Origin of the sequence: Aeromonas sp. QDB25, assembly GCF_027707725.1 — a bacterium.
Classification (GTDB): Bacteria; Pseudomonadota; Gammaproteobacteria; order Enterobacterales; family Aeromonadaceae; genus Aeromonas; species Aeromonas caviae.
In genome coordinates, this window is sequence record NZ_JAPCIZ010000018.1 from 56,752 (window position 1) to 71,870 (window position 15,119).

General features: G+C 65.3%; 15 protein-coding genes. 7 read left to right on the forward strand and 8 right to left on the reverse strand.

Translation table 11 applies throughout. The features are described from left to right. Positions 1 to 35: 35 nt before the first annotated feature. Positions 36 to 1,790, reverse strand: coding sequence for an HTH-type transcriptional regulator SgrR (gene sgrR, locus PG883_RS08675; protein ID WP_270807073.1), 1,755 nt, complete (start codon positions 1,788 to 1,790; stop codon positions 36 to 38). Between the two features lie 100 nt (positions 1,791 to 1,890). Here sgrR and PG883_RS08680 point away from each other — a divergent pair, with 100 nt between their 5' ends. The 3 genes from PG883_RS08680 (at position 1,891) to PG883_RS08690 (ending at position 4,213) form a co-directional block, all read left to right on the forward strand. Then, positions 1,891 to 2,067, forward strand: a complete 177-nt coding sequence (locus PG883_RS08680) for a hypothetical protein (RefSeq protein WP_080988754.1) — start codon at positions 1,891 to 1,893, stop codon at positions 2,065 to 2,067. Between the two features lie 139 nt (positions 2,068 to 2,206). After that, on the forward strand, positions 2,207 to 3,475 hold the full coding sequence (locus tag PG883_RS08685; protein ID WP_270807074.1) for an O-acetylhomoserine aminocarboxypropyltransferase/cysteine synthase family protein: 1,269 nt from the start codon (positions 2,207 to 2,209) through the stop codon (positions 3,473 to 3,475). A gap of 108 nt (positions 3,476 to 3,583) precedes the next feature. Beyond that, on the forward strand, positions 3,584 to 4,213 hold the full coding sequence (locus tag PG883_RS08690) for a glutathione S-transferase family protein (RefSeq protein ID WP_042864523.1): 630 nt from the start codon (positions 3,584 to 3,586) through the stop codon (positions 4,211 to 4,213). 124 nt (positions 4,214 to 4,337) lie between these two features. On the opposite strand, the gene PG883_RS08695 is transcribed toward PG883_RS08690, so the two are convergent. Beyond that, positions 4,338 to 5,513: an iron-containing alcohol dehydrogenase gene (locus tag PG883_RS08695; protein WP_270807075.1), complete on the reverse strand. Its 1,176-nt coding sequence runs from the start codon at positions 5,511 to 5,513 to the stop codon at positions 4,338 to 4,340. A gap of 185 nt (positions 5,514 to 5,698) precedes the next feature. On the opposite strand from PG883_RS08695, the gene PG883_RS08700 reads away from it, so the two are divergent. Continuing rightward, positions 5,699 to 6,283: a hypothetical protein gene (locus tag PG883_RS08700; protein ID WP_270807076.1), complete on the forward strand. Its 585-nt coding sequence runs from the start codon at positions 5,699 to 5,701 to the stop codon at positions 6,281 to 6,283. Between the two features lie 102 nt (positions 6,284 to 6,385). Here the strand turns inward: PG883_RS08700 and PG883_RS08705 are convergent, their stop codons facing one another. The 4 genes from PG883_RS08705 to PG883_RS08720 all read right to left on the reverse strand — a co-directional run bounded on the left by PG883_RS08705 (position 6,386) and on the right by PG883_RS08720 (position 8,504). Then, positions 6,386 to 6,814 carry a hypothetical protein gene (locus tag PG883_RS08705; protein WP_042077531.1) on the reverse strand — a complete coding sequence of 143 codons (429 nt, stop codon included), beginning with the start codon at positions 6,812 to 6,814 and terminating at the stop codon, positions 6,386 to 6,388. A 194-nt stretch (positions 6,815 to 7,008) separates the two neighbouring features. Beyond that, positions 7,009 to 7,755, reverse strand: coding sequence for an SDR family oxidoreductase (locus PG883_RS08710; RefSeq protein ID WP_270807077.1), 747 nt, complete (start codon positions 7,753 to 7,755; stop codon positions 7,009 to 7,011). A gap of 42 nt (positions 7,756 to 7,797) precedes the next feature. Further along, complete coding sequence (locus PG883_RS08715) at positions 7,798 to 8,034, reverse strand: DUF3624 domain-containing protein (RefSeq protein ID WP_041212265.1); 237 nt, start codon at positions 8,032 to 8,034, stop codon at positions 7,798 to 7,800. Next, positions 8,031 to 8,504 carry a GNAT family N-acetyltransferase gene (locus PG883_RS08720; RefSeq protein WP_043154035.1) on the reverse strand — a complete coding sequence of 158 codons (474 nt, stop codon included), beginning with the start codon at positions 8,502 to 8,504 and terminating at the stop codon, positions 8,031 to 8,033. The genes PG883_RS08715 and PG883_RS08720 overlap by 4 nt, the downstream gene beginning before the upstream one ends. Positions 8,505 to 8,691: 187 nt before the next feature. Here PG883_RS08720 and PG883_RS08725 point away from each other — a divergent pair, with 187 nt between their 5' ends. Next, on the forward strand, positions 8,692 to 10,134 hold the full coding sequence (locus tag PG883_RS08725) for a RimK family protein (RefSeq protein WP_270807078.1): 1,443 nt from the start codon (positions 8,692 to 8,694) through the stop codon (positions 10,132 to 10,134). Positions 10,135 to 10,158: 24 nt separating this feature from the next. Next, complete coding sequence (locus tag PG883_RS08730) at positions 10,159 to 10,689, forward strand: MgtC/SapB family protein (protein WP_270807079.1); 531 nt, start codon at positions 10,159 to 10,161, stop codon at positions 10,687 to 10,689. A gap of 55 nt (positions 10,690 to 10,744) precedes the next feature. On the opposite strand, the gene PG883_RS08735 is transcribed toward PG883_RS08730, so the two are convergent. Continuing rightward, positions 10,745 to 12,361 (reverse strand): alpha-amylase family protein, encoded by a 1,617-nt coding sequence (locus tag PG883_RS08735; RefSeq protein WP_200164296.1) that lies wholly within the window; start codon positions 12,359 to 12,361, stop codon positions 10,745 to 10,747. Between the two features lie 117 nt (positions 12,362 to 12,478). Beyond that, positions 12,479 to 12,757 carry a DUF2442 domain-containing protein gene (locus PG883_RS08740; RefSeq protein ID WP_039039795.1) on the reverse strand — a complete coding sequence of 93 codons (279 nt, stop codon included), beginning with the start codon at positions 12,755 to 12,757 and terminating at the stop codon, positions 12,479 to 12,481. 258 nt (positions 12,758 to 13,015) lie between these two features. Between PG883_RS08740 and PG883_RS08745 the strand changes: the two genes are divergently transcribed. Then, a complete protein-coding gene (locus tag PG883_RS08745) occupies positions 13,016 to 14,980 on the forward strand; it encodes an LTA synthase family protein (protein ID WP_270807080.1) in 1,965 nt (654 codons plus the stop codon). Positions 14,981 to 15,119 lie beyond the last annotated feature (139 nt).

Here is a 15,119-nt window from a genome sequence, read left to right on the forward strand (position 1 = left end):
GGATGTCGACTCCTTGTCGTAGGACCGCGCACAGGCTAGCGCGCCAACCCGTCCGACTCAAGCGTCCCTGCCTGGGGGTGAGAGCCACCGCCGGTTTCCGGCTCCTGCGCCACCTGCTCGGGCTTTAACCAGGCGCTGCGAAAATCGAACCAGCCAAGGGCCGTCATGCGCACACCGTGCACGCCGACACGGCTCTCCAGCTCCAGCCAGTGGTGAAACAGCGGCACGAACCAGCTCTGGCGCTGCACCTCGGCCAGCAGGGCGCGGGGGCCGGGCTCTTCACCATGGGCGCGCCACTGCGTCAATCCCTGCCACAGGGCCTGCTGGCCGCCCCACACCCGGCGCAGCAAGGGGGTGCCCTGAAGCCAGGCGTAAGGGGCGAAGGCGTGCTCATGCTCCAGGTTGAGGGTACCAAGCCAGAGATCCACATCCTCGTCCTCACCGCTCACCCAGCGGCCGTAGTCCAGGGTACGCACCTCGAGCTGGATCCCCTGCTCTGCCAGCAGGCTGCTCATGGCGCTGGCGCACTCGTTGAACTCCAGATGCTGGTTGAAGCAGGCCAGTACCAGCCGCGCTGGCAGTCTGACCGGGCCGGGCTCGGGAAGAGGCAGACTCTCGCGCCAGTGGGGCAGGAGGCCCAGAGCGCTGGTCCAGCCCCGCTGCAGTTCGGGTGCCACCCGGGCCATCAGGGCGATGGGGTTGAGCAGCCGGGTCAGCCACTGGCGCAGGGCCGGGTCCTGCAGGGGGACCGATCTGTCGTCCTGCAGCAGGAAGTAGCAGCCCGACTCGAGTTCGGACTCCCCGCGCATGGAACCAAGCTCCGGGGTGTCGCTGCCCAGTCTGACGTGGCTCTCCAACCGTTCCGCCAGCTCCGGCAGCATCCAGATGTCGATCTCGTCGAGCAGGGCCCGCAGCCCGAAGTAGTCGTCAAATGCTTCGAGGCACAGGTGCAGCGGGTCGTTGGCGCTCACCCGATAGGGGCCGGTGCCCACCGGCTGCAGGGCGAAATTCGCCTCCCCCTTGAGCTCCCGCGGCAGGATGGCCGCCACCGGCTCGGCCAGCAGGTGCGGCAGCAGAGGATCCGGGCTGTCGAGATGGATGTCCAGGGTGCGCGGCCAGCGGCTCTCCAGCCGTGCCAGATGGGCGAACAGCGGGCGATCCCGCAAGGCCTGCAGGCTCTCCATCACATCCTCCACCACCAGTTCGCGGCCATGGTGAAAGCGCACCACGGGGCGCAGATAGAAGCGCCAGTGACAGGGGGCCAGACACTCCCAGTAGTGGGCGAGATCCCCCTCTATTTCCCCATTTTCCTCGTTTCGCCGGGTCAGACCGTTGAAGATCTGGCGGCTCAGGTGAATCTCGGAGCGGCGCAGCGGGCCGGTGGGCAGCAGGCGCGGCAGCGGCCGGTAGTAGGGCACCCTCAGGATCTGGCGCCCCTCCCGGGTGGCCTGGCCGAGCTGCTCGATGAGCAGCGGAGTGAGCAGATCGAGGCGATCTTCGGCCAGCCGCACCGCCTGCGCCAGCTGGCCCTGACTCAGCAGATCCCGCAATCGGCGCCGGGTCAGGCTCTCCTGGTTGTCGAGCAGGGTGAGGCGGGAGCGCCGCCCCCGCCCTGCCTCCGCCGTCCAGCACAGCCAGCCCTGCCCTTCCATGCGGCGCAGCAGCAGGCGGGCATTGCGGGGGGTGCAGCAGAGCAAGTCCGCCACCTCGGCGAGGCTGATTTCCCGCTCGTCGCAGCCAAGCTGCTGGGCGAGCCGTTGAAATTGCTGATAAAGGCGGCTAGTAGGCATAAAAGAGGAAATCCCTTGGCTGAAAGTCATCAGTTTTTACTTCCGCATTTTAGCTCAATACTGCTGGCGAACGTGAACACCACAGCACAGGAGCACCATCATGAGCCACGCCAACCCCCTCAAACCGAACCGGATCCAGCAAACCCTTCGTCGCTACTTCCTGAGGATCCTGCCCCGCCCTCTGACGCTGGTCGAAGATCCCATGGTGCAGCTCAACCGCCTGATGCAGTGGGACATGCACCAGATAGACGACAGGGAGTATCGCCGCCGTCTCTGAGGTTGCCGTCACCGACGCCATCCGGTCACCGCCATCCCCCGGCATTGCTTTGCCGGAATGGGTGGTTTACATCGGCGCCAGGACTGCTAGATTGGACGTCTATCCATCCATAATGGTGACATCCAACAAGGAGTGTGTGATGAAAGATGCGACCCTGGCCCTGCACCACGGCTTTTCCAGCGATCCCGCCACCAAGGCGGTGGCCGTGCCCATCTACCAGACGGTGGCCTACGAGTTCGAGAGCGCCCAGCACGGGGCGGATCTGTTCAATCTGGCGGTGCCGGGCAACATCTACACCCGCATCATGAACCCCACCAACGATGTGCTGGAGCAGCGGATGGCCGCCCTTGAAGGGGGGATCGCCGCCCTGGTGGTCTCGGCAGGTTCCGCCGCCATCACCTACGCCATCCAGGCGCTGACCGCCGCCGGTGACAACATCGTCTCCACCCCCCAGCTCTATGGCGGCACCTACACCCTGTTCGCCCACATGCTGCCAAGTTTCGGGGTCGAGGTGCGCTTCGCCCAGGATGACAGCGCCGAGGCCATCGCCGCCCTCATCGATGACAAGACCAAGGCGGTCTATTGCGAGAGCATCGGCAACCCGGCGGGCAACATCGTCGATATCGCCGCCCTGACCAAGGCCGCCCACGCCCGCGGCGTGCCGCTCATCGTCGACAACACGGTCGCCACTCCGGTCTTGTGCAAACCCATCGAACACGGCGCCGACATCGTGGTGCACAGCCTGACCAAATATGTCGGCGGCCACGGCAACTCCCTGGGGGGCGTCATCGTCGACTCGGGCAAGTTCCCCTGGGCGGATCACGCCGAGCGCTTCCCCCAGCTGACCCAACCCGAGCCTTCTTATCACGGGGTGGTCTACACCGAGGCCTTCGGCCCGGCGGCCTTCATCGGCCGGGTGCGCACCGTGCCGCTGCGCAATACCGGCGCAGCGCTGGCGCCGATGAACGCCTTCCTGCTGCTGCAAGGGCTGGAAACCCTGAGCCTGCGCATGGAGCGCCACGTGGACAACGCTCTGCGGGTGGCCCACCACCTCAAGCACCACACCAAGGTGGCCTGGGTCAGCTACGCCGGTCTGCCGGGTCACCCCCACTACCCGCTGGCGGAGAAGTACATGGCCGGTCGCCCCTCGGCCATCCTCTCCTTCGGCCTGAAGGACGGCTACGAGGCGGGCGTGCGCTTCTACGATGCACTCAAGATCTTCAAGCGGCTGGTCAACATCGGCGACGCCAAGTCCCTGGCCTGCCACCCCGCCTCCACCACCCATCGCCAGTTGAGCGAAGAGGAGCAGGCCAAGGCTGGAGTGAAACCTGAGATGATCCGGCTGTCGGTGGGGATCGAAGCCATCGAGGACATACTGGCGGATCTGGATCAGGCGCTGGAGGCCTGAGTCAATCGACGAAGGAGCGGGCACCACGCCCGCTCTTTTTCATCCATAAGTGAACCTGCTACCGGGGCGCTACGTATCACCGCCTTCCGTCACTGCGTCGAGGTTTTCATGATAGTCCTGCACCACCTGAACAAATCCCGCTCCCAGCGCATCATCTGGCTGCTTGAAGAGCTGGGCCTGCCCTACCAGATCAAGGCCTACCAGCGCGATGCCGCCACCTTTCTGGCGCCGCCCGAGCTCAAGGCCGTCCACCCCCTCGGCAAGTCGCCGGTCATCGAGTTTGACGGGCGGGTGCTGGCGGAATCCGGTGCCATCACAGAGTACCTGATCGCCCGCCACGCCCCGGACCGGCTGGCACCGGCCGCCGACAGCCCGGAGTATCCCGAATACCTGCAGTGGCTCCACTTCGCCGAGAGCTCCGGCATTCTGCCGCTGCTGCTCGACATGTTCGTGCGCAAGGATGGCAGCCCGATGCGCTTCCTGCCGGACTACGCCAAAGCCGAGTGCGCCAAGGTGCTGGGTTATCTCGATGAGGTGCTGGCAAACCGCCGTTACCTGGTGGCCGATCGCCTCACCGGCGCCGACATCCTGAACTCCTTCCTGGTGGATCTGCTGGCCCAGAGCGGCCAGCTGGCCCAGTTCCCGCACCTTGAGGCCTACTGGCAGCGACTCAACACTCATCCGGCACGCCAGAAGGCGGCGGCGCTGGAGCGCGAGCTGGACCGCAGCGCCGAATAAACGGCGGTGCCCCGGTGACACCCTGCAAAACGCCCCGATGATCGGGGCGTTCTCTTTTCCGTTGGCCAGCCGGTGATCAGAGGGCGAGGGAAAGGATCCGCGCCACTATGGTTGCCAGGATGACTTACAGCGCGTGGGAAAGGATCCTGGCTACCTTGTCGGGGTCGATGTCCTGCTGCTCACCGAGGGCGGTCAGGCCGAACAGCTTGAGGTTGGAACAGATCCCCGGGATGCAGCGCGCATCCAGGCCATAGTCGGCGAGACGGGTACCCACCCCCATCTGCTGGAAGAACTGCTCGGTGCGGATGATCGCCTCCTCGATACGCAGTGCCTTGTCCTCGCGGCTGGAGTGCCATACTCGCTCGGCGAACTGGGCCAGCTTCTCCTGCTTCTGGGCCGCTTGCTCCCGCAGCAGGGAGGGCAGCACCACCGCCAGACTCTGGGCATGATCCAGCCCATGCAGGGCGGTGAGCTGGTGACCGATGGCGTGGGTGGACCAGTCCTGCGGCACACCGCGACCGATGAGGCCGTTGAGCGCCAGGCTGGCCGCCCACATCAGGTTGGCGCGCACCTGGTAGTTGGTGGGCTCCGTCAGCGCACGCGGACCGTTGTCCACCAGCACCTGCAGCAGCCCTTCCGCCAGCCGGTCCTGCACCTCGCCCCCCACCGGGAAGGTGAGGTACTGCTCGAGGATGTGGACGAAGGCATCCACCACGCCATTGCCCACCTGGCGCGGCGGCAGGCTGTAGGTGGTGGCGGGATCCAGCACCGCAAACACCGGCTGCACCAACGGGTTCATGAAGGAGAGCTTGGCCTCCCCGCGGCTCACCACGGCGGCCGGGTTGCTCTCCGAACCGGTGGCCGGCAGGGTCAGCACACAGCCGAGCGGCAGCGCCCCCTTGATGGGGGCCTTGTCCCGCAGGATCTCCCAGGGATCGTCCCCCTCGAAGCAGGCAGCGGCGGCCACGAACTTGGTGCCATCCACCACGGAACCGCCACCCACCGCCAGCAGGAAATCGATACGCTCGCGCTTGACCAGATCCACCGCCTCCATCAGCTGGTCGTACTGGGGGTTGGCGCCGATACCGGGAAATTCCAGCCACTCCCGACCTGCCAGCGCCTGGGTCAACTGGTCATAGACCCCGTTCTGCTTGATGCTGCCGCCGCCGTAGAGCACCAGCAGACGGCTGCCGACCGGGATCAGCTCCGGCAGCCTGGCGATCTGGCCTTCACCAAAGCAGATGCGGGTGGGATTGGCATATTGGAAGTTGTACACGGCAGAGCCCTCGGTTGATTGCATGCCGGGGAATTGTGCGCCTGCCGTGCCATCAGGTCAAAAACGGGAGCCTGTCGTCAAAAATACGATGCCAGCCTGCCGATGCCGGGCGCTCCTGCCCGGCTTTGCTATGGTGATAGCGGGAAGACGAGTTCGTCGCCCCCTCAAGCCCCTCCCGGGGTCCCTTTCCCACTCACAGGGTCTCTATCATGAAACTGAAGCACGCCTGGATTGCGGGTGCCCTCACCCTCTGTGCCCCTCCCCTGCTCTATGCCGCCGAGGTCACCACCCATGTGGCCGTGGCCCCCGGACAAGCCAGTCTCGCCGAAGAACTGACGGCCAGGGCAACCGTCACCGCCATCGACCTGGCCACCCGCAAGGTCAGCCTGAAAAATGCCGAAGGGCAGACCCTGGATCTGATCGCCGGGGAGGAGGTGACCAACCTTCCCCAGCTCAAGGTGGGGGACGTGGTGGCCTTGCGATACCTGCAACTGCTGGATCTGACGCTGCTCAAGGGCACCGCCGGGGTGAGAAAGCGGGTGGTGGAAGTGGAAGGGGGCAAGGCCGCCCCGGGAGAACAGCCGGCGGCGGGCGCCGGCATGCAGGTGACCATCTATGCGGACGTCATCGACGTCGACAAGGCGCAGCAGACCATCAGGGTCAAGGGGGTAGACAAGACCCTCAGCATCCAGGTGAAGGATCCGGCCCAGTTCGCCCTGATCGCCAAGGGGGATCAGATCAAGGCGGTGCAGACCACCGCCATCGCCATCGGGATAGTGCCGAAACAGCCCTGATCCCCCCTGGGCAGGGAGGGCCGCGACCCTCCCAGCTTTATCCGGCCCGGCGCCCCCGGGAGCTCGATGCCTTGTCCCCTGGCGCCAGCCTTGCCAATCCCGTCACGCCTGAACGGGCGACGACTTGCCGGTGAGGCGATCCATGGCCGCCTTGAGCATGGCATCGCGCTGCTCGGTGAGCCCTTGGGTCTGGCTCTCCCGTTCCTCGTCCGAGAGCGTCTTGTCGTCGGCCAGGCGCTTGATCTGGCTCTCGAGATCGTCAAATTTCTTGCGATCGAAGCCCAGGGCCTTGTCCACCATCTGCTGCACCCGCGCATCCTTGACGCCGCCGGTCAGGGCCGCACTCTTGCCATTCCTGGCCAGATGCTCATAGGTGAGGGCCTGCTGCGCCTTGCCGGTCAGCGCCTGGCTGGAGAGACTGACCTGCTGAGACCAGCCGCTCTGCTTGTCGTCGCTGTCGCCGAGGGTCGCCAGGGCACGGCTCTGGGACGCGCTCTGGGCGAGCTGCTGACCATAGGGTTTGATATCCATGAAGACTCCACGCTGACTGCCGGTCGCACCGGCCTTTGGGGCCCCTCGCCCCGCCATGGCCAGGATGCAGCAAATTGCGGGCCAACTTGAGTACCGCGCGCCAGACAACCCAGGGCGACGGCACCCGGCAGCGGCGCCATAAAAAGAGGCGCCGAAGGGCGCCTCTCTTGGGTTGGTGAGTCACCAGAGCGGCCTCAGCGGCGGCTGATATGCAGCGGGCCGAAGGTTTGGGCCACCGGCATGATCTCGATGCTGTTGATGTTGACGTGGGCGGGCTGCTCGCTGATCCAGAGTACGGTATTGGCGATGTCTTCCGGCAGGATGGCCTGCACCCCCTGATAGACGGTGGCCGCCTTGGCGCCGTCACCGTGGAAGCGCACGTTGGAGAACTCGGTGCCGCCACACAGGCCGGGCTCCACGTTGGTGACACGCACCGCCGTGCCCGCCAGATCCGCACGCAGGTTGAGACTGAACTGCTTCACGAACGCCTTGGTCGCGCCGTAGACGTTGCCGCCCGGATAGGGGTAGGTCCCTGCGATGGAGCCGATATTGATGACGTGGCCGCGGTTGCGCGCCACCATGCCCGGCAGCAGCAACCGGGTGATCAGAGTCAGGCCGCTGATGTTGGTGGCGATCATCTGCTCCCAGTCCTCAAGGTCTGCCTTGTGGGCAGGCTCCAGCCCCAGTGCCAGGCCGGCGTTGTTGACCAGCAGGTCCACCTGTTGCCATTCGGTCGGCAGCCACTCGATGGCGGCGCGGGTGGCAGCCTTGTCCTGGACGTCGAACACCAGGGGCAGGAACTGCTCGCCCAGATCCTCGGACAGGGCGGCCAGCCGTTCGGCGCGACGCCCGGTGCCGATCACCCGGTGGCCAGCGCTCACCAGCAGGCGGCTGATGGCCTCACCAAAGCCGGACGAGGCGCCCGTTACCATTGCAATCATGTGAACCTCCATTGTTATTTGTCTTCTTGAAAAATCAGCACGTTATATGTCGCGTTTGCCCAGCTTTCGCCATGCGAACACCGCCAGATGCAGCAGGAAGAGACCCGAGCCCCCCAGCGCAAACAGCAGGCCGGTCAGGGCGTTGACCGAGGTATCGGCGCCGCACCACCACCAGACCAGCCAGCCGACGACCCCGATGAGAAAGGTCTGGGCGGCGCAGACCGGGCAGCGCCCGAGCTTGGCCCTGATGGCCGTAGCCAGGCAATCCTCGCAACTCATGATGGCTCCTGCCGCTCATTCCCCAGCGCCAGCACCAGGCGGTGGGCATGCTGGCCGGGCCCGTAATAATCGGGCAGCCGTACCCCGGGGCGAAACCCCAGCCCCTGATAGAGGGCCCTGGCTTCTGGGTTGGCGTCGGCGACCTCGAGGCGAATCGCCCCCCAGCCGGCCTCGCGCCCTTCCCGGATCACCTGCTCCAGCAGGCGGCGTGCCCACCCCTGACGGCGGACGGTCCAGCGGATGGCGAGGGTCTGGATGATGAGACGATCCCAGCCTTTGTGCTCCAGCACGCTCAAATAGCCCATCACCTGCGCCTTCTCGTCTTGCAGCAGCAGGGTGCGCCCCTTGGCCTGATTGAGCAGATAGTGCCAGCGGCTGCGGCCGAAGGCGACCTCGGGGGGAAAACAGTAGCGTTCCAGCTTCACGATGGCGCCCAAATCATCGGCTCGGGCGGCGCGCACGGTCAACACGGGGAGTCCTTGTTCGGTTATTTATCCTCAGCACCAGAAATGCGACTTGTATCACAAGTTACCAAGGCAGAATATTAGGCACTGTAACCTCTTGTTTCCCCTCGCGCCATTGTCGTGCTTGTCGGTGCATCGAAGCCCACTGGGGATCCTGCCGTTTCTGGCAGTCCTTTCTGTGGAGCCTGAAAATATGAGTACCTATGTCATCGTCGAGGAGCCGGGCGACTGGCCCTGCCATGCCGACTATCTGCTGACCGCCCGCACCTACCTGCAACACGGTCTGCCCACCACAGGGGGGCGTCCGCGCATCATCAACCTCTGCCGCAGCCTGGAACACCTGGGGGCCGGTTATTACTGCTCCCTGCTGGCCCAGGCCCGCGGCCACCACTGCCTGCCGGGATTGCAGGCCATCAGCCGGCTGCAACCCCAGCAGCCCCCCGCCAAACTGTGGCGCAAATTGCAGGGCTGGCTGGCCCAGCAGTGCGAAGACAGGATCCGGGTGCGCGCCATCTTCGGCCAGTGCGAACAGAGCGAGCTGGCGGGGCTCGCCCGCTATTACTACGGCCTGAGCCAGTTGCCGCTGCAGGAGCTGACCCTCAAGCGCGGTCGCCACGGCTGGTCGGTGCGCCAGCAGGAGAGCCTGTCACCGCTGGCGCTGAGCCCGAGCGAGAAGGCGCTGATGGTGCAGCACGCCCAGGCGCTGGTGGGCACGGGGGACGAGGAGCAGACGGCACCACGCTACCAGCTCGCCATCCTGGTCGACCCCAACGACGGCCGCGCCAGCAGCGATGCCCTGGCGCTGGAGCGTTTCATCAAGGCGGCCGCTGCCCAGGGGATCCAGGCCGAGATCCTGCCTCCCTCGGCCATCGAACGGTTGCCGGAGTTCGACACCCTCTGGCTGCGCGCCGAGACCGCGGTCGGCCACTACACCTTCGAGTTTGCCCGCCGTGCCGAGCAGCTCAAGATGCCGGTCATCGACAGCTCCCGTGCCATCCTCGCCTGCAGCAACAAGCTCTATCTCTACGAGCTGATGGTGCGCAGCGGCGTGCCCATGCCCCCCACCACCGTCGTGACCCGCCGCGGCCGCCAGCATGTGGACGAACTGGTGCAGCGCCTCGGTCTGCCACTGATGGTGAAAATCCCCGACGGCGCCCAGGGGCGCGACCTCGCCATGGCCGGCGATGACATCCAGCTCGCCCGCCTGCTGGATGAGGGGCTGGCCCGCTCCGCCCTGCTGCTGGTCCAGAGCCGGATCCCTGCCGAGTTCGACTGGCGCATCGGCTTTCTCGACGGCTCGCCGCTGTTCGCCTGCCGCCGCTACCGACCCGAACCCGGCAACCGCATCCGTCGCCGCAAACACCCCCTCGACATGAGCCGCATCGAGGCGCTGCCCCTCAGCGACGTGCCGGAGCGGGTGCTGCAAACCGCCCGCCGCGCCGTGCACCAGCTCGGCAACGGCCTGTTCGGGGTGGATCTGCGCCAGCAGGGTCAGGGCTGCGTGTTGCTGGAAATCATCGACAACCCCTGGATACGTGGCGATATTGAAGACAGGGAGGCAAAGGACCTCTACGAGCGCCTCGCCCGGGCCTTCCGCCAGCGGCTGGAGAACCGGGGGCAGAGCGCGACAGGATAACAAGCATCGCGAGCAGAGGTGGATATGATGACAATGCAGTGGTGGGACATCGCGCCCCTTGGCTGGGAGAACATCCTGGTCTGTCTGGTGTGTGGCACCCTGGTGGGGCTGGAGCGGCAGCTTCGCGGCAAACCGGTGGGGATCCGCACCTCTTCCCTCATCGTGCTCGGCACCTACTGTTTTCTCGCCATCGGCGCCGCCGTCAGTCCTCAGGGCGCCGATCAGGCGCGGGTGCTGGGTCAGCTCATCACCGGGGTCGGCTTTCTCGGGGCCGGGGTCATGATGACCCGGGATGGTCAGGTGCTGGGGGTGACCTCCGCCGCCGCTATCTGGATGCTGGCCGCCCTCGGCGCCCTCATCGGCATGGACATGCTGCATCAGGCGCTGCTGCTCACCGTCGTCACCCTCTCCATCCTGGTGGGGGTGGACTATCTGGAAGCCAGCTTCAAGAGCCTGCGCCACGGGGTGCACAACCGGCTGGAACACTGGCGCCACGGGGCCGAGCCCTCGGTCTCTTCCCGCCGGGACGACCTTGGCAGCGGCATCGAGAAGTAAGCCGCCACCATGAAAAAGGGCTCCATCATGGAGCCCTTTCTGTTGTCTGCCTCCCTCAGCGCACCAGCAGGAAGCGGCCAGTGAGGGGTGGCAAGTCCACCGTCACGCTGCTGCCACCGATGGCCAGGCTCTCGCCGCTCTGCAGATCCACCAGGGCGCTGCCGCTGCGCAGCTTGCCGACCGGCACAGCGTAGCTCTGGGGCGTGGTGGAGACGTTGAGCAGGTAGACTACTTGCTCGCCCGCCGTCTGCTTGATGTCGCCATAGACGCTCCCCTCGGCCACCAGCTTGACCCGCTCCCCCTGATAGAGGGCGGGGTGGGCGGCGCGCAAGGCCAGCAGGTCGCTCAGCCACTGCTTGAGCTCGGCCTGCTCGCTGCTCGGCGCGAAACCGGTGACACCGGGGACCTTGCCATCGCTGCGGGCCACGTGATCATCGCAGAGCCCCTGGGCCGCACAGTCGCCCCCCACCTGAGTGGCAAAGCCAGGCACCTCGTCGCCAAACTCCTCGCCGTAGTAGAGGGTGATGGGGCCAGAGCGGGCTGCCATGAAGCTGAAGGCCGCCTTGTGGCGCTGCCAGTAGTCCGCCCCATTGAAGTTGCCCCGCTCCAGCAGATCGCCGAAGCGCACCAGATCGTGGTTGCCCAGCATCAGGTTGGGCATGGCGTGGTCCGGGTAGTTCTCCACCTTGTTCCAGCTGGCGTCGAGCACGCTGGCCCCCTGCCCGCCCTTGCCGGACTCTTCCACCGCCAGCGCCTGTACCAGGCCGTAGCGCAGCGGGAAGTCGAACGCCGAAGAGAGCGCCGGGTTGTCGCTCGGGCCATAGGCCTGGGCGCGGATCTCGTCGGCGCCCTTCCACACTTCCCCCACCATGTAGCCGAGGGTGCCCCACTGCTGGCCGGCGGTCTTGCGCGCCGCGCTGGCCCGCTCCACTTCGCTGCGAATGGCGCGCCAGTCGTCGAGACCAAGCTGATAAGCCTGATCGAGGCGCCAGCCGTCGATGCCGTACTGCTCGACCCAGTAACGGGCCACCTCCTTGAAGTAGGCCAGACTCTCGGGCTGGCCGTAATCCACCAGCTGGCCCGGGTAGCCTGCGCCGCCGCTCTTGAGTGCTGGCAGCCGCCCCTCTGGTGAAGGCTTGCTCACCCCCACCTTGTTGACGTGGCCGAACACCCCGTCGAGGAAGACATAGAGCCCGCGCTGGTGCGCCCCGTCCACCAGTTGCTTGAGCTGGGCGTTGCTGCCGAAGTTGGGATCCACGTTGAAGAAGTCGCAGGCGAAGTAGCCGGTGGCATCCAGCCGGTCGTCCCCGGCCTGGCCGGCGCAGGAGTCAAATACCGGGGTCAGCCAGATGGCGTTGACGTTGAGGCTCTTGATGTGGTCGAGGCTGTCGATGATCCCCTGCAGATCGCCGTTGTGCCGGGAGGGGCCGTAGCCAACGCCGTAGTTGGCGCTGCCGTCGCCGTCGACGAAGGACTCCACCATCACCTGGTAGGTGCGCAGGTTGCAGGCTGGCTGATCATTGCCGTAGCAGGCGCGGCTGGCCGACGCGGGGGGCGGATTGACCACCGGGGGCTGGGGGTCACTGCTGCCACCGCCTCCCCCGCTGCCGCAAGCCGTCAGTAACAGGGCGGCCCCGATGAGGCCGCCACGACGCAACGTTCCTTGTTTCATTGTTATGTTCCCGCTGTGGTGGATGGGCGCCCAAAGCGCCGCACTGGGGTCATGATATCGACCTGACCGACGCGGGTCTGTGACTGAAAACGTTACCTGACTCAACGAGTTAGCATGTCAGAATCGATGCATGTTGCGATCGGGGAAGGCGGCGCGCTCGTCGATGGGCAGGATCAGGTGGTAGACCTCGTGGGCCGCCAGGGTGAAGCCCGAGGGCCACGCCAGTTGATGGCGATCATCGATGAAGACACGGGCGAAGCGACGCTCGGTCTCCATGGCCGCAAACAGCGGCTGACCGCGCCAGGGGGTGAGATCCAGCACGCCTGTGGTGCCGTCGGAGAGCACCACGAACAAAGACCAGCCCTGCATATATTCCACATCGATGAAGACCGGCATCCCTTCGGCTCCGATTGAGAAATTCGGCGCCATTATAGGCACGACCCTTGTCTCGATGTGCCAGCAGGATCACAGTTTTCCCAGCGTTTTATGCTCTCTTCGAACCCTGCATCCCGTCACAAAAAAATCATAAAACGTGCCAACTTTTCCATGTATACCCCATGCCCATGCAACCTTTGCCAGGCGCCACTGTCATACTCCTGCACCATAACAACAATGCGTCCGGGGACTGGGCGCAAACAGGTTTGCAGGAACAATATGACCACCATCAGACAATGGCTGGGACCGGTTTGGCCCATCGCCGTATTTTCATTGATCGCGCTCATCTCCCTGACCGTCAGCCGCCTTGGCCTGGGGCTCTGGCAACTGGAACGGGTGGATGCCGTCTCTGGCTGGCAGGAGATGCTGCTGCAAGGCATTCGCGTCGACGTCGCCACCCTCTGCTGGGTCTGGGGCGTACCCGCCGTCTTGACCCAGTTGCTGGCCGGGCCCCACGCGCCGGGGCGGCTCTGGATGCAGCTTATCCGGATCTGGCTCACCCTGGGGCTCTGGCTGATGCTCTTTCTCGAGATCTCCACTCCCGCCTTCGTCACCGAATACGGGGTGCGCCCCAACCGCCTCTATGTGGAGTACCTCATCTATCCGAAGGAGGTGCTCTCCATGCTGTGGGCTGGCCGCAAGGGCGAGCTGCTGCTGGCCGTGATCTTCAGCGGCGCCGTGCTGGGCGGTGGCTGGTGGCTGAGCGGCCGCCTGGTGCGTGACCTAAGCTTCCCCCGCTGGTACTGGCGCCCCGCCTTCGCCCTGCTGATCCTCGCTGTCGGCTTCCTCGGCGCCCGCTCCAGTCTCGGCCATCGCGCCCTGAATCCGGCCATGGTGGCCTTTGCCGACGATCCCCTGGTCAACGCCCTCACCGTCAACTCCGCCTACTCCCTCTTCTTTGCCATCAAGCAGATGGGGGCCGAGGAGGATGCCAGCCAGTTTTACGGCAAGATGGCTGACCATCAGGTACTCGACATAGTCCGCGGGGAGAGCGGTCGCCCTCTCGGCGATTTTACCTCTGCCGATCTGCCGAGCCAGACCTTCAACACGGCCAGCTACCAGGGCAAGCCCAAAAACCTGGTGATCCTGCTGCAAGAGAGCCTGGGGGCCCAGTTCGTCGGCTCCCTCGGCGGCCTGCCGCTCACCCCGAACATCGATGCCTTGTCGAAAGAGGGTTGGGCGTTCGAGCAGCTCTACGCCACCGGTACCCGTTCGGTACGCGGCATCGAGGCGGTGCTCACCGGCTTCACGCCGACCCCGGCCCAGGCCGTGGTCAAGCTCGGCAAGAGCCAGACCAACTTCTTCACCATCGCCGACCTGCTCAAGCAGCGAGGCTATGACACCAGCTTCATCTATGGTGGCGAGAGCCACTTCGACAACATGCGCAGCTTCTTCCTCGGCAACGGCTTCACCACCATCGTCGAGCAGAAGGACTTCAAGAACCCGGTGTTCGAGGGATCCTGGGGTGCCTCGGATGAAGATCTGATGGCCAAGGCCGACGAGACCTTCGCGGCGCTGCACAAGGAGGGCAAACCCTTCTTCAGCCTGGTGTTCAGCTCCAGCAACCACGATCCCTTCGAGTTCCCCGACAACCGCATCGCCCTGTACGAGCAGCCCAAGCAGACCCGCAACAACGCCGCCAAGTACGCGGACTACGCCGTCGGCGAGTTCTTCAAGAAGGCCAGGGCATCGGACTACTGGCAGGACACCCTGTTCCTGGTCATCGCCGATCACGACAGCCGGGTCGGGGGAGCCAGCCTGGTGCCCATCCCCCGCTTCCACATCCCGGGGGTCATTCTGGGGGACGGCATAGCACCGAGAAAGGATCCCCGCATCGTCAGCCAGATCGACATGGCCCCGACCCTGCTCTCCCTCATGGGCATCAGTGCCGACTACCCCATGCTGGGCAAGGATCTCACCCGCATGCCCGCCGACTGGCCGGGGCGCGCCATCATGCAATACGACAAGAACTTCGCCCTGATGCGCGGCAAGGATGTGGTGATCCTGCAGCCCGAGCGGGCGCCGGAAGGCTTCATCTACGAGGATGCGACCGAGACGCTCACCCCGGCGCCGCAGCCGGGCGCCATGAAGGATGCCGCCCTGGGGCTGGTCCTGTGGGGCAGCCTGGCCTATCAGCAGGGGCTCTACCGGACGGCGCAGGACAGCCGGCTGGCTCTCAACTGAGGAACCGCCCACAAAAAAACCGCCCTCGTGAAGTGAACCCCGAAAGTTGGACACCCAACGAGTAGGTGTTCTTCGTTTCTATGGGAAAGCAAAAATACTCGACCGACTTCAAACGTCAGGTCGTTCTTCACTATCTCAG